This is a genomic window from Moryella indoligenes (assembly GCF_030812885.1).
GTDB lineage: Bacteria > Bacillota > Clostridia > Lachnospirales > Lachnospiraceae > Moryella > Moryella indoligenes.
This window is the reverse complement of record NZ_JAUSTO010000011.1, coordinates 1-21,641: the sequence shown is the minus strand read 5'-3', so window position 1 is coordinate 21,641 and position 21,641 is coordinate 1. Positions and strand designations below refer to the sequence as shown.

Here is a 21,641-nt window from a genome sequence, read left to right as displayed (position 1 = left end):
TGTTCTCCTCTGTCATGCAGTGCGCTTTTACCGCGCAGATTTTCAGTAACGGCAGACGCAGGAAACATATCCCCGCGCAATTTGACATCTATTTTATTGCATAAGTCCCTGTGACGCAAGCACATCCGACTACAGCTTGCTGTAAGTCGGAGGCGCTTATGTCACAGGGCAACAGATATTTCTTCCGGCACTGCGGGCGCGAGCAGTGCGCGCTTTCTCTCAAGCAGCTCCGGCAGCCGCTCAATATAAAGTCCCGGATCCTTAACATTCTCCGCTCTCTCATAGCGCTCCTCATGGGGATAAACCACGCGGGTCGTGGTGCCCGCGCCACAGCCCACAATGGTGTGCAGCTCCTCCATAATCAGGATATTATAGAGCCCCTCACAGCCCGGACGGCACCAGCCGACATTTTCCAGATTGCCCGCCATGTTCTTCTGACGATAGAGGTAGTAGGGACTGAGACCCATGCACTCACAGTACGCCGAAGTGAGGCTGACCATATCCGAGGCGTTTCCGTAGGTCACGCCGGCATAGTCCTCCCTCCGGGTGTTGAGCCGCGCCGCGCGCTTCAGCGCGAGACTGTGAATCGTCACATCATCCGGAGCGAGCGCCTGTATTCCCTCCATGGTGCGCCGGACATCATCCGCGCTCTCATTCGGAAGACCGACAATGAGATCTGTATTGATATTATCGAAGCCCAGGGCACGCGCCATATGAAAGCTGTCCACAAACTGCTGCACGCTGTGCCGTCTCCCAATGAGATCCAGCGTCTCCTGCTTCATGGTCTGTGGGTTGATGCTGATACGGGTCACACCACACTCCCTCAGTGTGCGAAACTTCTCCTCCGTGATGCTGTCCGGACGCCCCGCCTCGACAGTCAGCTCCTTCAGCGCGGAGAGATCAAAGCGCTCCCGGACCACGGATAAAATGTTCCAAAGCTGCGGCGCCTCAAGGCTCGTCGGTGTTCCGCCTCCCATATAGATGGTTTCCAGCGGTCTGCCGCGCATCCACTCCGCCACCTGTTGAAGCTCCTTGCAGAGCGCCTCGACATAAGCCTCTGTCTGCTTTTTCCATCGCCCGATCGGATAGGAGGTAAAGGAACAGTAGAGACAGGTCGTCGGACAGAACGGGATGCCGATGTAGAGACTCCATCCGGTCTCAAGATTCAGTCCCCGCATCGCCTGCAGCTCGTGCGAGGCTGTACGGACACAGAGCGAATTCCTCTCATCACTCAGATAATACTGCTCCTTAAGCTTCTGCCGCACCTGCTCCTCGCTCTTGCCCTTTCTGAGCTCCGTCAGTGCGAGCTTGGTGGGACGTATTCCGGTGAGCGTACCCCAGGGCAGCTTCTTTCCTGTCGCCTCTGAGAGCTGACGATAGAGTGCACGCTTCAGCTCATCCTTTGTCTGCCTTCGGTCTGCAGTGCAGGGGGAGGAGAAGCAGCTCTCCGCTTTTCCCCGCACCGCAAGCGTCAGCGCATAGCGTGCCGCATCCTCTGCGCTGTGTTCCGCGGTAAAAGAAATCATGGCATTTTCATCCGCCTCGTGGGTATAGCGCTCCCCCGGATAAAATGCCATGAACAGCTCTCTGACGTCCTGCTCAAAAGGAACGTCCCTCAGTATAAGTGATATCATCTCCTGATCCTTTGCTTCCCGGGCACCGGGAGTCCGTCCTACGCAGACAGCCTCCCCGGCACTCCTCATATCAATCGTCCAAAATCGGATTGTATTTCTTCTCAAAGCCTATGGTCGTCTCCTCCATATGTCCCGGAAACACGACGACATCATCCGGCAGCTGAAACAGCCGCTCCGTGAGCGATTGCTGAATCTCACGGTAATTTCCGCCCGGTAAGTCATAGCGCCCATAGGAGCCCTGAAACAGCGTGTCTCCGGCGAAGAGAACCCGTTCCTCCGGAATATAATAACAGCAGGAACCCGCTGTATGCCCGGGCGTCCACAGCACCTGCCAGCGCCGGTTCAGAAGCGTGAGCTCCTCTCCGTCGTGCAGCAGGCGATCCGGCCTGATCCGAAGCCCCCTTCTTAAGAAGCGGGCATCTCCGTTCAGCATTGGATCCAGAAGCGTCTCAGCCTCCTGCTCCAGCGCCCAGATCGGAATATGATAGCGCTCCCGCACAGCCTCCGCGGCCATCACATGATCAAAATGTCCGTGGGTCAGCAGTATGGCCTGCGGTGTGAAACCCTCCTCGCGCACGCAGGTTTCGATGCGCTCCGCCTGATCCGCAGGGTCTATGATCACGCCCTCCCTTGTCCCGCTGTCGTAAACAAAGTAGACATTGGTCTGAACCGGGCCCAGTATTTTTCTGACAATCTGCATCTCTCTCTCCTGTCTCAGCCTGTGCTTCTCTCGATCTCAATCACGCCGCCGACCTGACGCAGCTTCTCCGTGAGCGAGCGCAGCTCCTCGACACCGCCGATCTCAAAGGAAAGATTCATCGTCGCGACGCCCTGCTTGCTGGTCCTCGTATTAATCGAGAGGATATCGAGCCCACGCTCGGTAAAGACCTTGGATATGTCCACAAAGAGCCCCACTCGGTTTCTCGCGATGATGCGGATCTCCGTGCGGTACCTCGCCTCCTCGCCCTCCGGCGCCTGCCACTCCGCCGGAATGAGACGCACGCGCTCGGACTCGGGAAGATTGATGATGTTGATACAGTCCGTTCTGTGGATCGTGATGCCGCGTCCGCGGGTCACATAGCCCAGAATTTCATCCCCCGGCACCGGTGCACAGCACATGGAGAAGCGCACTGCCAGATCATGAACCCCCCGCACGACAATCCCGTTTCCGGATTTTCGTACTGCGACCTCCGGCACCATCTTCTGACTGCCGTCCCCGGCCCCCGCGCTGACATTGGCCAGCACAGTCTCATCGGAGATCTTCTTCGCGAGCTCCTTCTTCCGCTCCTCCAGCATGCGGTTCACAACCTGGCTCTCCTTCAGCCCGCCGTGCCCGATGGTGGCAATCACGGAATCCCACTCACGGAACGCATAGCGCCGCAGAATCTTCTCCTGATACGCCGGCTTGTTGAGCTCACTCCAGTCGACACCCTTGCTCTTGCAGTAGTTCAGAATGAGCTCCTTGCCGCGGATGATATTCTCTTCCTTCAGCTCACTCTTAAACCACTGATTGATCTTATTTCTCGCCTGCGTGCTCTTGATGATCTTCAGCCAGTCGCGGCTCGGCCCTCTGGAATTCTGCGAGGTCAGGATGTCAATGCGATCGCCGTTCTGTATCTGATAATCAATATTGACCAGCTTCCCGTTGACTTTGGCCCCGACCATGCGGTTTCCGACCGCCGAATGTATGGAGTAGGCAAAATCAATCGGTGTGGAACCGCTCGGGAGCGTCTTTACATCGCCCGAGGGCGTAAAGCAGTAGACGCTGTCCGAAAAGATGCTGAGCTCATTCTTGATATCGTTCAGAAACTCCTTGTTGTCCGGCATTTCCCGCTGCCACTCAAGAATCTGTCTGAGCCAGTTCATCTTTTCATTTTCTGCGCCGCTCGCAGAGGCGTCGCCCTTGCCCGCCTCCTTGTACTTCCAGTGTGCGGCGATACCGAACTCTGCGATGCGGTGCATCTCATAGGTACGGATCTGTATCTCAAAGGGCTGACCGTTGTGGTAGATCAGCGTCGTATGCAGAGACTGGTACATATTCGGCTTCGGCATTGCGATGTAATCCTTGAAGCGGCCGGGAACCGGCTTGAAGTGCTCATGAATCACACCGAGCGCCGCATAGCAGTCCTTCACGGACTCCACCAGTATGCGCACCGCAAAGAGGTCGTAGATCTGATCGAAGGTCTTGTGCTTGTTCACCATCTTCCGATAGATGGAGAAGTAGTGCTTCTGACGGCCGTTTACCGTCCCGGGGATCGCCGCCCCGTCGATGATGCCCTGCACCTCCTTCACGATCCCCTCCACAAATTTCTCGTGGGAATCGCTCCGCTCTCTCACCTTGCAGCTGAGCTCCCTGTACACCTCCGGCTCCAGATACTTTAAGGAGAGATCGTCCAGCTCCACCTTGATGCGGCTGATACCGAGTCGATCCGCAATCGGAGCATAGATCTCCAGCGTCTCCCTCGCCTTTTCCTTCTGCTTCTCCGGCCGCATATGCTGCAGTGTGCGCATATTGTGAAGGCGGTCTGCAAGCTTGATCAGAATCACGCGGATATCCTTCGCCATGGCGAGAAACATTTTCCTCAGGTTCTCAGCCTGGATATCCAGCTTGTCTGTGGTCCAGGTGATCTGTGTGAGCTTCGTCACACCGTCCACAAGAAGCGCCACATCCTCGCCGAACACTCTTCCGATCTGTGCGCCCGTGAGTATGGTGTCCTCCACGACATCGTGAAGAAGTCCCGCCATAATGGTTTCCTTGTCGAGCTCCAGGCCTGCCAGTATGATGGCAACGCAGAGCGGGTGGATAATGTACGGCTCACCCGATTTTCTCTTCTGGTCCATATGCGCATTCTTCGCGGTCATATAGGCTCTGTGAATCAGGCTGGTGTCGTCAGAGGGATGGTATCTGCGTATGGTGGTGATCAGCTCCTCATAGAGCACATCCGGATCGGTGAATTCCGCCGGACGGTCGAGCTCCCCTGTCTCCTGACAGAGCACCGCCGCCTCTTCCTTCCCGCTGTCTGCGAGCTCACTCTTCTGCATTTCCTGCATTTCTTCCATCCTCTGACCTCCTTTCCCGCCATTTTTCTGTCTCTGTGCGGGGAAAACTCTCTCCGCAGCGGGCTCTGAATGCTTGTATACAGAGATAATGAATTTATATTATAAAGTTTTTATATCCGATTTGCAAGCAGCGCTACTCAAGAGAAAACAGCGCTGTGACAATCAGGGCACTGAGCTCTGTTACCGTGAGCAGGAAGCCCGCGAGATCCCCTGTCAGGCCGCCGAAGGCACTGCACGCGCGGAGCAGGGCATACGCTATAGAAAGAAATATCAGCAGCAGAAACAGCCCCCCCGCTATTCCCGCCCCGATGAGCCAAAAGGCAGCGGCGGCGGAAAAAACAGCTGTAATTCCCGCTCCCACAGCGGTCAGCTGCCGTGCGGCTCCGGAACTGAAGCGATGGGCGCTGCCCTCTCCCCGCGCATTCGGCAGAAAAAGCAGTGAGAGCACAGTGATGGAGCGGCTGAACGGCAGGCAGACCGCCACCACTCCCACCGCACGCCCGGAATCGAGTGCCGACCAGGCTGAAAGCTGGAGCAAGCAGAGCAGCACACAGGCGAGCACTGCAAAGGAGCCCGTGTGAACATCCTTCAGAATGTGCAGCCGCTCCTCCCGCGTCCGCCACGAGCCGAGTGCATCCACCGTATCCAGAAAGCCATCCAAATGGATGCCTCCCGTGTAGAGATAGGGAAAGCATACCAGCAGAGCCGCGCGCAGCAGGGCCGGACAGCCGAGCGCAGTCAGCAGCCTCCACAGTCCAAGCAGCAGCACGCCCTCCACCGCCCCCACCAGCGGAAAGAAAAAAAGCACATAGCGCGCACTGTGCTCATCCCAGCGCACACGCGGAACCGGCACTCTGGAATACATGGAAAATGCAATCGAAAGCGAACGAATCAAATCCACTCTGAACCTCCTGCTGCTCTCATTTTAACCGCTCCGGAATGCCTGCCGTGACGCGATAGACCGCCTCCGCCTCCGCCGCAAGCTGATTCTGAACGGCGGAAAAGAGCTGAAGCCACTGCGCTGTGAGCGGCTCAGGGCTCACCGGCTCCTCTGTGAGTATATTTCCAACGACAACGAGCGCACGGCAGCGCCGCCTTAGTGCCCGCAGTTCCTGAAGCAGCAGTGCCTCACAGACCGCTGCCTCCCGCACAGTTCCATCCGGAAGAAACATCTCATTTGCCACAAGATTCGAGAGACACTCCAGAAGCACTACCTCCTCCGGTGCAATCTCCGCCGCTTCCAGTCCCCGCGCGCACTCCACTGTCCGGAAGCCCCGTCCGGCGCGCTGCGTGCGGTGTTTCTCTATCCTGCTGCGGCTCTCTCCACCGCTTTCCTCCATAGTCGCAAGATATACCCGCGCTCCCCCCAACGCCGTGACGCAGCGCTCCGCACACTCCGACTTTCCGCTCGCGCTCCCGCCGATAATCAGTATCACCGCCCCCTGCCTCTCCGCCTGCAAAACTCCCTGCACGCCTCGGAGAGATGCTCCGCCGCTGCGGGAAAGGCCGCGAGATAAATATGCGGATAGCCCGCAAACATCGACCTGGATCCGACCACGCACTCCCATGAGCGGCTGCCATTTGCCTTCTCAGCGTGAACAGAGGTTCCCGGCTGCTCTGCATCCCAGTAATGGAATTCATGCGAGCGAAGACGCTCTCCCTTCTTAAGAAGCAGCGTGTCGCACTTTGCCTCCAGCTCGATATAGCCAAAACGCTGCAGCTTCTCCGTGCGGAAGGCTCTGCCCGGCAGGACGGCACACATGGGCCAGAACGCTCCGCCTGCGCTCTCCAGCTCCTCCATGAGGTACATAAATCCGCCGCACTCCGCAACGACAGGCAGTCCTCCCCGCACAGAGTCCTGAATATCCCCCCGCATCGCTTCATTGGCGGAGAGCGCCTCTGCATAAAGCTCCGGATATCCCCCCGGAAGCCAGAGACCGGACACACCCGCGGGGAGCGAGCTGTCCCGCAGCGGACTGAAAAACACCGGCTCCGCGCCGCACTCGCGCAGCAGCCGGAGATTCTCCTCATAAAAGAAAGAAAAGGCCTCATCCCGCGCAATCGCAATGCGATAGCTCTCCTCCCCCGCCGCGAGCTTCAAAAGCTCCGCGGAATCCAGACAGCCTCGCAGCGCGCGTCCCGTGAGCAGTGCCCTCCGGACGATTTCTGTCCCGTCCTCCGGAACAGTGAGTCCCAGATGCCGGCTCTTCAGCGCAGCTCCCGGTATCTCCGGAAGCAGCCCGAGCACCGGTATTCCGGCGATCTCCCGCGGCAGCTCGGCGCGCTCTGACTCTCTCCCGCCTGCATCTGCCGCGGCAGCGCGGTCTGCATGGCCCGCGCCTCCTTCATTCAGCAATATGCCCCGCACACGGCCTGCAGGAAGCGTATCAAGATAAAGCCGCGCCTCCGCCTCCTGCCCCCGGTCTACAAGAAGCAGAACCGGGAGTGAGAGGGCCTCCGCGACTTGAAGCGCACTGCCGCGCTCCCCTTCCCCACTGATCCCGTCCGTGAGTCCCATCGCCGCCTCCACGAGAAGAAAATCCGCCCCGGAGGCGTTTCCGAAAAAGGCCTTCTTAAGCCCTGCACTGTCCAGAAACCACGGATCCAGGTTGATGCAGGGTCTCCCGCTCAGCACGCTGTGAAACATGGGGTCAATGTAGTCCGGCCCGGTCTTGTAGAGCTGAAGCGAAAACCCCATATCCTTAAGCAGTGCGGTAAGCCCCAGGGTCACTGTAGTCTTTCCGCATCCCGAGCGCATGCCCGCTACCATCAGTTTTTTCACTTTGTTTTCCTCTTTCCCCGTATCACTGCGATATAGACCGGATTCTGCGCAAGCAGCATGGAGTACTGTCCCCGCTTCTCTGCGGATGCCGCCGCAAGCTGTCTGCACTCTGTCTGAAAGCCCTGCCCCTCAAAGAAACTTAAGAGATGAAAGAGCTCCGCTGCGGTCTCCAGCGAGACAGCTGTCACCGCAGTCACCGCAGACGGATTCTTCTCATAGATCAGCTCAAGGATTTCCCGCAGTCTGCCACCGCTGCCGCCGACAAAGACATAATCCGGCGCGGGCAGCTCTGAGAGTATCTCCGGGGCCTCCCCGCGGCACTGGCGCACATTCCAGAGCCCAAGTTTCTGAATATTCCTTCCTGTGAGCAAAAAGGCGTCCTCCCTGCACTCCACCGCATAGATCTCTCCGAGCGGTGCGGCCATGGAGAGCTCCGCTGTCACGCCACCGCTGCCGCTGCCGACATCCCAGCACAGGCTGTCGCGCCGAGGACGGAGCATGCTCATCACTGCCGCGCGCACTGCGGCCTTGGTCAGAGGCACCCGTTCCCTGAGAAAACAGCTGTCCGGAATTCCCGGCCAGAGCGGCTCCGCCGGGCCCTCCGGAAGGCGCAGAAGCAAGGCAGCGAGTCGCCGCCTTCTCCCCTGCTGCTCGCTGTTCTCTGCCTCCGCCGCGTGCGCCTTCCACTCCCCCGCAGTGCAGCGGACAAGGCGCTCATCCGGCAGCGACAACTCCTCGCCGAGCAGCAGCTCACAGTCGGAAAGCCCATTTTCCGTGAGGAGTGCTGTGATCTCAGAGAGCTGTTCTGTACCTCCGAGCGTCAGAAATACCGCGCCGCATCTTCTGAGCTCTGCAAGCCAGTTCTGCCTTCTGCCGTGCAGAGAGAGACAGGGTACCTGTTCCCAGGGAATGCGGGCTCTGGCCGCAAGGCAGGAGAGAGAGGAAATGCCCGGATGTACCTGAACAGACTCCTCCGGAAAAGCTCTCCGCCTGAGCGCCTCCAGGACACCCACGGCTCCGCTGTAGAAGCCACTGTCCCCGCTGAGAAGCACCACAATCTTCTCACCGGCCTCCGCATGCAGTACGGCCTCGGCGATTTCCTCCGCGCGCCAGCTTGCGAGACGCTTCGCGGGGCTCTGGCCGCTCTGCTCCCGGAACCACTCTCCCTTAAGCAGCACACGCTCCGCCCCTATGAGAAGGCTCGCAGAGGGCAGCAGCTCCCGGAGCTCCTCCGTTATGAGAGAGTCCCCTCCCGGCCCCAAGCCGCAGAGATGCACTTCGGGCCATTCCGCCTGTCCCTGCCTTCCCACCGGCAGCTCACCCCTCTTTTGAAAAAGCCCATCCTGCTCTGTCCGGCTCTGTCTCTTCTTCACCTGCTCCCGGAACGCAGGATTCTGTGCCGGCTCACGCTCTTTTTTGGCCCTGCCCTGCGCCTCTGAAGCAGCTCTCACATCTGTGCAGTACAGCCCCAGAAGCAGCTGCTCCGCCTGTGCTGTACTGATGCCCTCCTCCTTCATCGGTCGTCCGATCACAACTGCCTGTGCTCCCGCGGCGCGGCAGGCCGCGAGCTTTTCCAGAAAGCCCCCCCTGTTCCCGGATTCCTTGGTCACGAGATAGCGGCAGTGAAAGTGCGCGAGGAGCGCCACATTCATCTCAACAGAAAATGGCCCCTGGATCGCGGCGATATGTGCGGACGGAAGCGCCGCCTCCCGGCAGAGCCGAAGAGACTCCTCTCCCGGCAGCACGCGCACGTAGAGCCGCTCCCGCGAGAGCAGCGAAAAGGCGGAGAGCTCCTTACTCCCCGTCGTCAGCAGGATATTCCCCTCTGTTCCCTGAAGAAACTCCGCGGCTTCCTCAGCCGAGGCAAAGCAGAGAGCCGTCTCTGCATCTCCCGCGCTCTGCCGCAGCACGCGGAGCAGCCGCGTTCCCTCCGCAGCACAGGCCGCCTGTATGCTCTCCGTGACAGCTGTCGCATAGGGGTGCGTCGCATCGATCACCAGCGCGCATGCTCTCTCCTTCAGCAGTGCGCGCATCTCCTCCTCCGTGCGCCTTCCTTCCAGCACACGCACACTGTGAAGACTGCCCAGCAGCTCTGTGCCGTACTCTGTCGCAACGGAAACCGCCGCGGGAATGCCCTGCCTCTCGCAGAACTCCGCGAGCTCTCTTCCCTCTGTGGTTCCTCCAAAGATCAGTACCTCACGCATCGCCTCACACTCTCCTCTATCATCTCAGCTGCGCTTTTGCTCTCCGCCAGCACTCCATCCTCCAGCGTGTAGAAGAGCAGCGCAGTCTCTGTCCTTCCGCCTGCTCTTCGGGCGACTGCCATCTCCATTGCCCGGAGCAGAGATGCAGAGACCTCTCTAAGAAGCCCCGCTTCCTTTAACAGACTCACCGCCTCCTGTGTCACCGCCGTATCCAGCACAGCCCGGGCCAGCGCGGCATCGCAGCCGCATCGCAGCGCATGCGCCGCGATGAGCTCTGCCCGGCAGTCTGCCTCCCGCGAGTGTGTGTTCATAATGCCCCCTGCCAGCTTCACAAACTTGCCGATATGCCCTGCCAGCAGCAGGCGACGGACACCGAATTCACAGGCCGCGTCAATGGTCTCTCCGACAAAATTACTCATAATAACAGGATCTGCCTCCGCCACGCCGTAGTGCTCCGCGAGAAAATGCAGGCCGTAGTTGCCCGGCACCGCCAGCACCGTCCCCCCGCATTCTGCGTGCATGCGAACATCCGTCCGTATCGTATCCACCAGCGCGCTCCGGCTCATCGGACGGACGATTCCCTCCGTTCCGAGTATGGAGATCCCGCCCTGAATGCCAAGCCGCGGATTAAAGGTTTTTTCCGCGAGACGCTCTCCCCCCGGAGCAGAAATCGTGACAGCTATGCGCCCGTGCATACCGTGGGAGGAGAGCGCCTCTCTCACGCCGTGCGCGATCATCTCTCTGGGGACGCGGTTGATGGCGGCCTCTCCGATTGGCTGGTCTAGCCCCGGGCGGGTCACAGTTCCCACACCCCTTCCGCCGAAAAGCAGAAGCTCGCTCTCTCCCTCTCCCTCCGCGAGCTCCAGCGCCTCCGCCTCCGCATAGATGAGTATGCCGTCCGTCACATCCGGATCATCGCCCGCATCCTTTTGTACCGCACAGGAGGCAGCCCGCCGCTGTGCTGTGGGAAGCTGAATCTCCTCCACTGCGAGTCTCAGCTCTGCACCTGCAGGCGTCTTCACAGACACCAGCTCCACCCGCCTCCCCGTGACCAGCATCTCCACCGCTGCCCTCGCAGCAGCCGCGGCACAGCTCCCCGTCGTATACCCCGCCCGGAGCAGCTTTCCGTCCTCCCACGCCGCAAACGGACGCAGTGCCTTTAAGAGCTCCGGGGAGCTCCCGCGCTTTTCCTTCATCGTTCCCTCCTGCCTCGGCACCCGGGACATACTCTCCGTCTCTCCCATACCGTCAGTACTCGATTCCCTGACGCGCAGCAATCCCGCGGTCAAAGGGATGCTTCTCTTTTCTGCACTCGGTCACATAGTCGCTCAGCGCGCGGATTTCTTCCGGGGCATCCCGTCCGGTCAGAACGAGCTCCAGCGTCTCAGGCTTATGCTGAATCCAGCGCAGCGCCTCCGCTCTGTCCAACAGTTCCAGACGATAGGCCGCCATAAATTCATCCAATACCAGCATATCGAAGCGCTCCGTTTCAGCCCTCTCCGTGAGCAGTGAGAAGTAGTTCCGCACGGCCACCTGCTCCGCGCGCTTCTCCTCCTCTGTGAGCGTCCAGTAGAAACCGAAGTGCTCCTTCATGGAGAGACAGGAAACCATCTTAAGATGTGAGAGCTCCCTGAGCTCTGAGGAGCTTCCATCCTTCAGGAATTGAGCGAACAGCACGCGCTTTCCACTCCCCGCAGCGCGGAGCGTGAGTCCCAGCGCAGCACTGGTCTTTCCCTTTCCATCCCCTGTATAGCAGTGAATCAGTCCCTTCATTCTGTTCCTCTTTCTCCTGACAATTTCTCTGAATCTCCCCTATAACAAAAAAGCGCGACAGGCTCTCCGGTTCCGCGAGCTCTCAGCTCTGTTCGCAGTATATCCCTGAGACGCCCGCTGCGCCCTCTCTCCGCTGTTCTTTTTTCCGTCTGCGCTGCCTCCGGCTGTTTACAGGCCGCATCGTTCCGGCTCTGACCGGCGTGCAGCGCTCACTTTCCCTCGTAGCTCACCAGAGAGGAAATCTGATAGCCCTGAAGCCTCTTTCTGCCCTCAAGTCCCTTCAGCTCCAGCACAAAGAGTATCTTCACCACTTCTCCGCCGAGACGCTCCACCAATCGTATCATCGCCTCTGTCGTTCCACCTGTCGCAATGAGGTCGTCTATAATCACGACCTTCTGGCCCGGGCGTATGGCATCCCTGTGGATTTCAATGGTCGCTGTGCCGTACTCCAGCGCATACTCCTCGGAAATCGTTTCCGCCGGAAGCTTGCCCTTCTTCCGTATCGGCACAAAGGCCTTGTGCTCCGCATATGCCACCGGAACGCCAAATATGAATCCGCGCGACTCCGGGCCGACCACCACATCATAATCAAGCCCCTTCAGCTCCTCACGCAGACCGGCCACCGCGAGCTGCAGACCGTCCGCATCCTGCAATATTGTCGTAATATCCCGAAACATCACTCCCCTCTCCGGAAAGTCCGGGATCGTGCGAACATAATCCGCAACTGTCTTCATAAAAATCTCCTCCTCATTTTCAGCTTTCTCTCACCGGGAGTGCCCTGCACGCCCTTCTATAGAAAAACTCCCCGGCTCTCAATATAACAGCTCAGTTCCGGAATTTCCATCCCTTCAGCACAAGCTGAAGCGTATTTCTGCCCATATAGCTGTCAATTTCCGGATAATACAGGATATCAAAGCACTCCCTCTCGCCCTTTTCCTGCAAAAATGTGTCTCCATCCGCAAAGAGCAGCGCATCCCGCTGCGTCCCCTCCTCTCCGCAGAGCCGGAGCTTTATCACATTCCGGTTCTTTCCGAAGACGCGCAAACTCAGAATGCGCACATTCTTCTGTGCAAAGACCGGCTTTTCATTCCCCTGCCCGAAAGGCTCCAGCCGCGCGAGCTCCTCCACCAGTGCCTCGCTCGTGTGGGAAAACGGAAGCGCAAGGTCTATCCAGAGCTTTTCCGTGAGCTGCTCCTCCGTGAGCGCTGCATTCTGATTCAGTCTCTGCCGCAGCGCTCCGATATCCTCCCGGCGAAGCGTGAGTCCTGCCGCCATGGGATGCCCGCCGAACTTCACAAGCAAGTCCGACACTGCCTCCAGAGCCTGAAACATGTGGTAGCCCTCGATGGAACGCCCGGAACCCTTCACGAGCTCCGGATCCGAGCAGTTCGTCAGCACGATGCTCGGGCGGTAGCAGCGCTCCTTAAGCTTCCCCGCGATAATCCCTGCGACAGACTCATGGCAGTCCGGAAGGTAGACCACCAGCACTCCTTCTTTCCCGCCATCCAGCTGCGCCTCCGCCTCCCTAAGGCCGTCCATCGTCACCTGCTTCCGCTCATCATTCAGTTCCTTCAAGTGCTCCGCAAGACGATGCGCCTCTGAAGGGTCCTTCTCAAGCAGCATCCGCAGACCGACCTTCGCGCTCTCCAGCCTTCCGCCCGCATTCAGACAGGGGCCTATCACATAGCCGATGTGATAGGCTGTGAGACGACGCTGATCCAGACCGCAGAGCTCCAGCAGCGCCCGAAGACCCGGATTCCCGCAGCCTGGCACCGCGCGCAGTCCCTCCCGCACAATGACGCGGTTCTCCTTTTTCAGCGGCATCACATCTCCGACCGTCGCGATAGCCGCAAAGGGAAGCAGAGCTTCCCACTCCCGCAGCTCTGTTCCACAGCGCACAAAGAGCAGACCGATGAGCTTCCACGCAACCACAGCTCCGCAGATCGCATGAAAGGGATAGCGGCTCCCCTCCCGCTTTGGATCCACCACCGCGTCCGCAGGCGGCAGCTTCTCACTGCCGTCCGCATAATGCCCCGGCTCATGGTGATCTGTGACAATCACCGTGAGACCGCAGGCCTTCGCTCTCTCAATCTCCTCCACCGCAGCGATGCCATTGTCACAGGTCAGTATCGTGTCGACCTGCTCCTCTGCTGCCCGCTCGATCAGCTTTATATTCAGACCGTAACCATCCCGGATGCGGTCAGGGATATCGTAGTCCACACGCATGCCGAGCGCGCGCAGTCCTGTATACAGAATGTAGGTCGAACAGACGCCGTCAATATCATAGTCCCCGATGATGCGGACCCTCCTGCCCCCATCCCGCTTTTCAAGCAGTATGTCCGCAGCCCGGTCAATATCCCGCAGCAGCCGCGCATCCGGAAGCTCTGCAAGGCTTCCCCCGAGATAGTCACCGAATTCCTCCGGAAGAACTCCTCTGTTTATCATAATTCTCGCAAGTATTGGCGAGACAGAAAAACGAGCCGCCAGTGCATTGAAGTCGGCTCGTTTCGTATAGATCATCCACTGTGTGTTCTTCATCAACTCCAGTCTCCCCTGTGAGCCCGGGCACTCAGTACAGCTGCTCAAAGCTCTTGTAATGATCCTCCGTATAAAAAATCAGTCCGTCATTTGAGTAAATAATCCGCTTCGCATTGCGGTAGCCGCCCGCGTAGTCAATATCACATTCATAGTACTTCCGCCCGCTCTTTGCGGGAAGCAGCCCCTCATAATTTCCGAAGGTGCTTCCGCCTATACTCATACCCGGAAGTATCTCCTCCAGATTTCCCTTCTTTGAGTCCCAGCCCAGCGATTCCGCCTTCTTTTTTGTGATGTAATTGGAGGGCAGCTTGTCATAGATGTGCAGATACAGCGCCACCTCGTCCCGCGAGGTATAATTGCCCGCCTCATTGACCGTGAGCCTGGCAGCAGTTGTCTCTTTCTCTGCAAGCGCCTGCTGATAGGCCTCCTGTGCCGCCTCCGCCTCGGGAAGCTCCTGTAAGCTTTCCTGCGGCAGCTCTGCAACACCTTCCTGAATGGAAGGGCTGTCCTGCGCAGCGGCTTTGGGAGCCTGCGGCACAGAGGAACTCTCCGCCGCTTCGCTTACAATCGCGGCTGATGTCGGCATCGGCACTGGCTCTGCCTTGCTGTGTGTGCACGCGCCCAGTACAAACATCAGGAACAGTAAAATCATGGGATGCCACAAGGTAAAGCTCTGAATCAGCTTTCTCCGCTTCTCTCTCCTGCGTCTGTACATTCTAACCCCCGAATTTCTGTGTCAAGGCTTCCCACTGAATTCCTGTCTCCATATAAGCAGACTTGTGTGGGATCAGCGCTTCTGGAGCTGTAATCAATATAATGTCTATTTAATTATACAGCATTTTTAACAAATCTCAATAGATTTTGTATGTCCCCGCTGTACTGATACTATATCTCGCCTTTTTTCTCCCAAAATGATCAAAATAGTTTACATAACGAAAAAAATCAGCTCCACAAGATATAGTGGAACTGATTTTAGTTTACATAATTTATATTTTCTCAGTTTTCGTTCAGATATCGCACTGCGCTCTCCACTGCGTTCGCGCCGTCCGCTGCCGCAGTGATCACCTGGCGCAGCTGCTTGCCGCGCACATCACCCGCGGCATAAATGCCCGGAATGCTGGTACAGCAGTCCTCGCCCGCCCGGATATAGCCGCGCGCATCCCGCTCGACCAATGCGAAGGCATCTGACTCCGGCACAATACCGACCGCGACAAAGAGAGCACTCACCGGAAGCTCCTGAAGCTCTCCGCTCTTCACATTTTTGACCTGAATCCGGTCCACTCTGTCTGTTCCGAGAACCTCGGTCACCACGCTGTCCATCACTGGAATGATATTCTCCGTCGCGAGCACCTTCTCCTGAAGACTCCTTGCACCGCGGAAGGCATCCCTTCGGTGTATCAGATAGACCTTCTCGCAGAGCCGGGACAGCACCAGCGCGTCGCCGAGCGCCACATCGCCGCCGCCCACGACCGCAGTCACACGGTTGCGGTAGAGCGCTCCGTCACAGGTTGCACAGTAGGAGACTCCCATACCGGTGAATTCCTTCTCGCCCGGCGCTCCCAGAAGACTGTGGTGCGCACCGCTTGCGATCACAACTGTTCTCGCGCGATAGCTTCCCTCCGCACAGACCACAGTCTTGATTCCGTCCGCATCCACCCGGATCTCCCGGACATTGTCCGTCACAAAATTCACACCGAGACCGTCCGCATGCTCCCGAAACTTCTGTCCGAGCTCAAAGCCTCCGATTCCCAGAAAGCCGGGGAAATTATCCACGTCATAAGTATTCAGGATCTGCCCGCCACTCATCATTTCCTTCTCGATCACAACGAGATCCAGCTTTGCCCGCACCCCGTAGATTCCGGCAGTGAGACCTGCCGGTCCTGAGCCTATCACAACCATATCAAGAATTTTATCCATTATTTATCGGACAGAGCGAACTGTCCTCCTCCTTTCTGAGCTTCCCGGAGATCCGGGATGCGTCTTCCCTTGATCTGTATTCAGTTTACCAGCACAATATAACACAAACCATGACCGAGTCACACTGCCCGTGGCTGTATTTTCCCTGCTGTGGTAGAATAACTACTGCGGACTCCTCTCATCGGTTCGGGAGTAGCCGCACAGCGAAAATCACTTGTCTTTCTCACGGGCGGAGCAACTGCCCGTACGAACGCAGAACAGGAGCAGCACATGAAAAAAACCGCCTGCATCACCGGCGCTTCCCGCGGAATCGGTCGCGCCATTGCATTAAAATTCGCAGAGAAGGGCTATGATCTCGCTCTCAGCTGTGAAAAAAACAGCGCACAGCTGGAGCAGACTGCCAGAGACGCCGCCGCACACGGCGCGCGCTGCCTCTGCTATACCGGAGATCTCGGACGGGCGGAGAACTGTGCAGCACTCTTTCATGAAATTACTCAAAGCTTTGCCCGGCTCGACGTACTGGTCTGCAACGCCGGCATCTCTCATCTCGGCCTGCTCCAGGATATGAGCGTCGAGGAGTGGGACAGAATGATACAGAGCGACTTAAGCTCCGTCTTCTATCTCTCGCGCCTCGCAATTCCCATGATGCTCTCTGCCGGACAGGGAAAAATAATCAATCTCTCCTCAGTCTGGGGGCATGCCGGCGCCTCCTGCGAAGTCTCCTACTCCGCGGCAAAGGGAGGCGTAAACAGCTTCACAAAGGCTCTCGCCAAGGAGCTCGCCCCCTCCAATATTCAGGTCAACGCCATCGCTCCCGGCGTAATCGACACAGAGATGAATCAGTGGCTCTCCTCCGAAGACCGCGCGGCGCTGGAGGAGGAAATTCCGGCAGGGCGCTTTGGCACCCCGGAGGAGGTCGCCGAGCTCGCCCTCACTCTTGCGGAGAGCTCCTCCTACCTCACGGGACAGATCATCACCCTCTCCGGTGGCTGGCAACTGTGAGCCGCCGACATGTTCCGCCTAGTGTTACAGAAGCAGCTCCTCTGACAGAAGCAGCTCCTGTCAGGAGAGCTGTCTCATGAAAAAACATCGAACAGGCTCAGCTGCTCGCCGGCACTGCGATCCAAAAAGGCGTGGAGCCAGGTGAAGAGCCGCTCCGGGCTGTCCTCAATATGATAATCTGTACAGATACCGTGCAGGCACTGCTCCAGCTCCCCGGCCCTGTCTGAAGTAAAATCGCAGCTCTCTCCATAGCGTTCCCGGTAACGTGCCGCAAGCCCCGGCACGAGGGCCTCCAGCTGCTCATAAAAATACTCCCGGTCGCCGGGGCGTATCGTCATGCCAAAGCCATAGGTGAGCACTCCATATACCCGGGCCTCCACACAGAGCTCCAGCAGAGACTCCAAATTTTCCCGGCTATCATTTACCAGCGGAAGCACCGGTGCAATCCAGGCAACTGTCTGTATTCCCGCCCGGTTCAGCTCCTTCAGCACTTCTCCCCGCTCCCTGCTTGTGCAGGCCCCCGGCTCAAGCTTCTTTGAGAGCGCATCGTCCGCAGCCGTCAGCGGCATCTGCACAATGCAGCGCGTCTTGCGGTTGATGCTCTGAAGAAAATCAAGATCACGCAGAATCAGCTCTGACTTCGTCTGTATCACAATCCCAAAGCCATAGCGGTCAATCATCGAAAGGCAGTCCCTCATCAGTTTATAATCCCGCTCACAGCTCTGATAGGGATCTCCCATAGCTCCCGTCACAATCATGCACTTACGGCGCTTTCTCCGCAGCGCAAGCTCCAGAAGCTCCGGCGCATTTATCTTGACCTCTGTCTCTCCCGCGGCTGCACCGCGCCTGTCTCCGAGGCTTCTCGTATCGCAGGAGAGTATCCCCTGTGTACCGCCCCGGTAAATATTCATCCCATTCTGCGTCGACAGTATGGTCTTCGCTCTCTTCTCACGCATATGCCTCTCCCCGGCAGCTCCCTAAGGGCTTCCGCTTATCAACTGTACCAGCATGCCTCCGAGCGTCAGCATCAACGCCCCGCAGGAGCGCGTCACAATCTGTGCAAAGGGCAGAAGCTCCATCCGCTCTGCACTGCTAAGCACGGCAACATTTCCCGATCCCCCCATATTGGTCGTGCACATCCCCGCCGCAATCGCAGATTCCAGCGGATAAAAGCCCATAAAGCGCCGCCCGATCCACGCCGCAGTAAAGGTAATTGCTGTCACACTGCAGATCACAGCCATCAGATAGAGCGGTGTGAGTCCCCTCAGTATGGTAGCGAGATCAATCAAGGTCATACCGATCCCCGTGAGCGCAGCCGCAGTCCAGCTGTGAATTGCGAACTGCCCCCACTCCCGCGCAGCGTCCTCCATCTCCTCTGAGAGCAATCTGCTCCCCTTCACCAGCACCACCAGCGCGATCATCCAGGCATAGGTCGGAAGCAGCGGCACAAAGTGATTGCAGATCGCCCCCAGCTGGTAGAAGGCGAGCGCCAGCACCAGCCCTGTGCAGAGATTTGCAAAGCCCGGCTGCATCGGCGGACGCTCCGGCACGGGAATCCCGTCATTCACCAATCTGCCATCACCGCTCAGCTCCGGTCTGCATTTTCCCAGACGGTTTGCAAGCGCAGCATAAATGATGGACACAATATTCCCAAGCACCGTTGCCGGCGCGATTCTTGTGAGTATCTCTCCGGCATCTTTGTGAAGCGCCTCTGCGTACATTGACGAGAGCGGCACTGCCCCTGCCGTCATACCTCCGCTTGTCATTGGAATTCCGATGTAGAGCACTGCCTCCAGAAAGCTCTGCCCCATCAAAAGACCAAACAATCCGACCACCAGTGTGCCCGCCGCAATCGAGAGCACGGCTGTCGGCAGCAGCTTCAGCGTCGCCCTTAAGAGCAGATCGCGGTCAATGTTGAAAAGGCTTCCTGTGATCAGCGCAGCGATATAGAAGACCAGAAAGCCCCCTTCATTCACAAACTCATCCAGCAGCAAAGAGGTTCCGGCGGGCACCAGTCCTGCGGATGCGATAACTGCTCCTCCCAGAATGCAGATCACAGAACCGCCCAGATAGGTACGAATTCCCGGCACTGTTCTTCCCAGCGTGTTGAGCCCCTCGCCAAGCACCATCAGGACCAGAACGCCTCCCACCATACCACCCGGAACAGCGTCTGTATACATTCCAAGCAGAGTGAGCACCAGGATCGGAAGATACAGCTTCAATGGCAGTCCCGCAATCTCAATTTGTCCTGATTCTGTTTTTTTCTTTTCCAAGCTAAACCCCCACCCCCGCTATGTGCTACAATATAACACAGCTTATTACCGAGCGGCACCGCTTCTGCCGCACTCGCTTCTCACAAAATGTCAGGAGGCCCTGCTATGCGCTACCCCCATTCACTCCCTGAACACGGATGCCTCGGCTTCATCGCTCCGTCCTTTGGCTGTGCCATTGAGCCCTATCACTCCGCTTTTCTTCGCGGACTCGATGTGCTCCGCTCGCGCGGCTATCGCACGGTCACCGGTCCGAATGCGCTCCTCTCCGAGGGCGTCGGCATCAGCAACACAGCGGACGCCTGCGGCGAAGAGGTCAATGATTTCTTCTCCCGCCCCGATCTCGACGCCATTATCTCCTGCGGCGGCGGTGAGCTGATGTGCACCATACTGGATTATGTCAATTTTGACGCCCTTCGGGAGAAAGTGCCCAAATGGTTCATGGGCTTCTCCGATAACACAAATCTCAGCTTTCTGCTGCCGACACTCTGTGACACCGCTGCAATCTATGGTCCCTGCGCCCCTGTCTTCGGCATGGAGCCCTGGCACCCCGTCGTACATGACTCTCTGGCGCTGCTCTCCGGCCTCACGGACTGCATAGAGAGCTATGGACACTGGCAGCTGGAGGGCGGAAAGGACGAGGAACACCCTTATGCCCCCTATCATACCACAAAAGAGACAATATTAAAAAAGCTCCCGGAAAATGCCTCTCGCATTCACATGGAGGGACGGCTTCTCGGCGGCTGTCTGGACGTACTCTCCGTGCTGGCGGGCACTGAATATGACCGGGTTCCGGCCTTCACAGAGCGCTATAGTGCCGACGGCATACTCTGGTTTCTGGAGGCCTGTGACCTGAACCCCTTTGATATCCAGCGCGCGCTCTGGAAGCTTGCGCACTGCGGCTGGTTCCGAAACGCGCGCGGCTTTCTCATCGGACGTCCGCTTCACTTTGGAGAGGAGCTGATGGGACTGAACCAGTACAACGCTGTCACCAATATCCTCGGCACATATAAGCTGCCGATCATCATGGACGCGGATCTCGGACACCTCCCGCCCTCCATGCCCCTCATCATCGGCGCATACGGAATGCTTGACTGCGTAGGGAATGATATCCGGATACAATTTAAAAAGCGATAGGTATGTTAAGGAAGATATATATAAGTATGCATATGTAGTCTTCCTATGGTGTCATAGCTCATTAGTAAAAGCAATAATCGCCATCATTGAGCTACTTCTGTGTCACCTCTGCACATTTTCTTCTTCATAGATTTTCCAATAGGTCTGATGTTTCACCGCATGAAAAAAGCACCCTTTTCAGGATGCTTTTATTTTTTATATTGTTTCAATAACTCTTTTCTGTTTTTTACATGTCTGTCATGCAATTCCTGTCCTTTTGAATCAGTGTGTTTCATTGGCTTATCACCAATCTTCACCCTATCATCAGTTTGTATATAAAGTTTTTCAGCCATAAAACATCACCTACTTTCATAATCAAATATTTTCAAATCATATAAATCATCTAATGCATAAATTCTTGACAATTCAGAATTAGCATAGATTTCCTTATACTCATTATATAGTGATTCATATAATTTTTCAGTATCAATTTTTCTGTTAGAATTTGACACAATATGAACTATTCCATTATGACCAACAGCAATTGATGCTTCAATTTCATCATTCACAAATGGTGTCTTCAAATCTGTAAATGATAACCTTCCACCATTTGGATGGTTGTGAAGTAAAACTTTCTTTCCACTTGCTTGTTGATAGATTTCATATTGTTCATGTGTCAAACCAGTTTGACCTGACCTAACAGACAATGTATTTTTAACAATTACATTTCCTGTTCTTGCATCCAAAATCACAATATCTTCTAAATCTGTTCCATCTCTGTGTTCCAACATCTTCATTGCTTCCTGATATACAGATTCATTTGTTGACTTGTGACTTGTTAAATTTTCAAACTTATCATGATATTCTTTACTGTTCACAAGTTTTCTATCAACAGAATAATCATTACCGGGATGTGATCGGAATTGAAAAGAGAAAGCAGACCGATGTTATCAACGGACACTTTGAAAAGATCACACAGACACCAAAGTCACACGTGTGACAAATGTACCGTTTCCGTGTACCTTTTTCCGGTTTCCGCGTTCCGTTTTTCGGAAACTAAAAACCCCGGAGACCGCTTGTTTACTGAAGAAACAACGTATCTCCGAGGTTTTACATGAGAGCGATAGACGGGGCTCGAACCCGCGGTCTCGACCTTGGCAAGGTCGCGCGTTACCAACTACGCCACTATCGCATTCACACCCTGAAAACCACACACAGAACATTTATCTCAATTCATCCGAAATCTAATCCCTGCTATTGCAGGCTACCTTACATCTTCCGTTTCCTACCTCTACCTACTCGACCTTTTGGTTAAACCCTCGACCGATTAGTGACAGTCAGCTGA

At 56.7% G+C, this 21,641-nt stretch carries 19 protein-coding genes and 1 tRNA gene; 2 read left to right on the top strand and 18 right to left on the bottom strand.

All coding sequences use genetic code 11. The features are described 5' to 3' along the window. Window positions 1-161 precede the first annotated feature (161 nt). The 13 genes from hemZ to J2S20_RS08630 all read right to left on the bottom strand — a co-directional run bounded on the left by hemZ (window position 162) and on the right by J2S20_RS08630 (window position 15,908). Entirely contained in the window at window positions 162-1,634 is a 1,473-nt protein-coding gene (gene hemZ, locus J2S20_RS08690) for a coproporphyrinogen dehydrogenase HemZ (protein ID WP_106612830.1), read from the bottom strand. A 70-nt stretch (window positions 1,635-1,704) separates the two neighbouring features. Beyond that, on the bottom strand, window positions 1,705-2,334 hold the full coding sequence (locus tag J2S20_RS08685) for an MBL fold metallo-hydrolase (protein ID WP_106612784.1): 630 nt from the start codon (window positions 2,332-2,334) through the stop codon (window positions 1,705-1,707). A 14-nt stretch (window positions 2,335-2,348) separates the two neighbouring features. Then, the gene (locus J2S20_RS08680; RefSeq protein ID WP_416389005.1) at window positions 2,349-4,685 is read right to left on the bottom strand and encodes a RelA/SpoT family protein; all 2,337 of its coding nucleotides are present in this window, start codon (window positions 4,683-4,685) and stop codon (window positions 2,349-2,351) included. A gap of 142 nt (window positions 4,686-4,827) precedes the next feature. Further along, a complete protein-coding gene (locus tag J2S20_RS08675) occupies window positions 4,828-5,595 on the bottom strand; it encodes an adenosylcobinamide-GDP ribazoletransferase (protein WP_106612782.1) in 768 nt (255 codons plus the stop codon). Between the two features lie 19 nt (window positions 5,596-5,614). Next, window positions 5,615-6,166 carry a bifunctional adenosylcobinamide kinase/adenosylcobinamide-phosphate guanylyltransferase gene (locus J2S20_RS08670; RefSeq protein ID WP_307255039.1) on the bottom strand — a complete coding sequence of 184 codons (552 nt, stop codon included), beginning with the start codon at window positions 6,164-6,166 and terminating at the stop codon, window positions 5,615-5,617. Then, window positions 6,127-7,476 (bottom strand): cobyrinate a,c-diamide synthase, encoded by a 1,350-nt coding sequence (locus J2S20_RS08665; protein ID WP_307255038.1) that lies wholly within the window; start codon window positions 7,474-7,476, stop codon window positions 6,127-6,129. Before J2S20_RS08665 ends, J2S20_RS08670 begins: the two co-directional genes overlap by 40 nt. Further along, on the bottom strand, window positions 7,473-9,680 hold the full coding sequence (gene cobK / locus J2S20_RS08660) for a precorrin-6A reductase (RefSeq protein ID WP_307255037.1): 2,208 nt from the start codon (window positions 9,678-9,680) through the stop codon (window positions 7,473-7,475). The genes J2S20_RS08665 and cobK overlap by 4 nt, the downstream gene beginning before the upstream one ends. Beyond that, complete coding sequence (cbiD, locus tag J2S20_RS08655) at window positions 9,665-10,876, bottom strand: cobalt-precorrin-5B (C(1))-methyltransferase CbiD (RefSeq protein ID WP_307255036.1); 1,212 nt, start codon at window positions 10,874-10,876, stop codon at window positions 9,665-9,667. The genes cobK and cbiD overlap by 16 nt, the downstream gene beginning before the upstream one ends. 52 nt (window positions 10,877-10,928) lie before the next feature. Continuing rightward, entirely contained in the window at window positions 10,929-11,453 is a 525-nt protein-coding gene (locus tag J2S20_RS08650; protein ID WP_106612778.1) for a cob(I)yrinic acid a,c-diamide adenosyltransferase, read from the bottom strand. Between the two features lie 209 nt (window positions 11,454-11,662). After that, window positions 11,663-12,187: an adenine phosphoribosyltransferase gene (locus J2S20_RS08645; RefSeq protein ID WP_307255035.1), complete on the bottom strand. Its 525-nt coding sequence runs from the start codon at window positions 12,185-12,187 to the stop codon at window positions 11,663-11,665. Window positions 12,188-12,278: 91 nt separating this feature from the next. Next, window positions 12,279-13,991 (bottom strand): single-stranded-DNA-specific exonuclease RecJ, encoded by a 1,713-nt coding sequence (gene recJ / locus J2S20_RS08640; RefSeq protein ID WP_307255034.1) that lies wholly within the window; start codon window positions 13,989-13,991, stop codon window positions 12,279-12,281. A gap of 31 nt (window positions 13,992-14,022) precedes the next feature. Continuing rightward, window positions 14,023-14,706, bottom strand: coding sequence for a ribonuclease domain-containing protein (locus J2S20_RS08635; protein ID WP_307255033.1), 684 nt, complete (start codon window positions 14,704-14,706; stop codon window positions 14,023-14,025). 281 nt (window positions 14,707-14,987) lie between these two features. Beyond that, window positions 14,988-15,908: an NAD(P)/FAD-dependent oxidoreductase gene (locus tag J2S20_RS08630; RefSeq protein WP_307255032.1), complete on the bottom strand. Its 921-nt coding sequence runs from the start codon at window positions 15,906-15,908 to the stop codon at window positions 14,988-14,990. Window positions 15,909-16,178: 270 nt separating this feature from the next. Here J2S20_RS08630 and ymfI point away from each other — a divergent pair, with 270 nt between their 5' ends. Beyond that, entirely contained in the window at window positions 16,179-16,910 is a 732-nt protein-coding gene (ymfI, locus tag J2S20_RS08625) for an elongation factor P 5-aminopentanone reductase (RefSeq protein WP_307255031.1), read from the top strand. A 74-nt stretch (window positions 16,911-16,984) separates the two neighbouring features. Here the strand turns inward: ymfI and J2S20_RS08620 are convergent, their stop codons facing one another. Together J2S20_RS08620 and J2S20_RS08615 are read right to left on the bottom strand one after the other, a co-directional pair. Beyond that, on the bottom strand, window positions 16,985-17,866 hold the full coding sequence (locus J2S20_RS08620; RefSeq protein ID WP_307255030.1) for an SPL family radical SAM protein: 882 nt from the start codon (window positions 17,864-17,866) through the stop codon (window positions 16,985-16,987). 21 nt (window positions 17,867-17,887) lie between these two features. Then, window positions 17,888-19,183, bottom strand: a complete 1,296-nt coding sequence (locus tag J2S20_RS08615) for a 2-hydroxycarboxylate transporter family protein (protein ID WP_307255029.1) — start codon at window positions 19,181-19,183, stop codon at window positions 17,888-17,890. A 105-nt stretch (window positions 19,184-19,288) separates the two neighbouring features. Between J2S20_RS08615 and J2S20_RS08610 the strand changes: the two genes are divergently transcribed. Then, complete coding sequence (locus J2S20_RS08610; protein ID WP_307255028.1) at window positions 19,289-20,317, top strand: S66 family peptidase; 1,029 nt, start codon at window positions 19,289-19,291, stop codon at window positions 20,315-20,317. Window positions 20,318-20,505: 188 nt separating this feature from the next. Here the strand turns inward: J2S20_RS08610 and J2S20_RS08605 are convergent, their stop codons facing one another. The 3 genes from J2S20_RS08605 to J2S20_RS08595 all read right to left on the bottom strand — a co-directional run bounded on the left by J2S20_RS08605 (window position 20,506) and on the right by J2S20_RS08595 (window position 21,488). Continuing rightward, complete coding sequence (locus J2S20_RS08605; RefSeq protein ID WP_170254054.1) at window positions 20,506-20,649, bottom strand: hypothetical protein; 144 nt, start codon at window positions 20,647-20,649, stop codon at window positions 20,506-20,508. Between the two features lie 6 nt (window positions 20,650-20,655). Continuing rightward, the gene (locus tag J2S20_RS08600) at window positions 20,656-21,174 is read right to left on the bottom strand and encodes a hypothetical protein (RefSeq protein ID WP_307255025.1); all 519 of its coding nucleotides are present in this window, start codon (window positions 21,172-21,174) and stop codon (window positions 20,656-20,658) included. Between the two features lie 241 nt (window positions 21,175-21,415). After that, a tRNA-Gly gene (locus tag J2S20_RS08595) sits at window positions 21,416-21,488 on the bottom strand. Window positions 21,489-21,641: the final 153 nt, after the last annotated feature.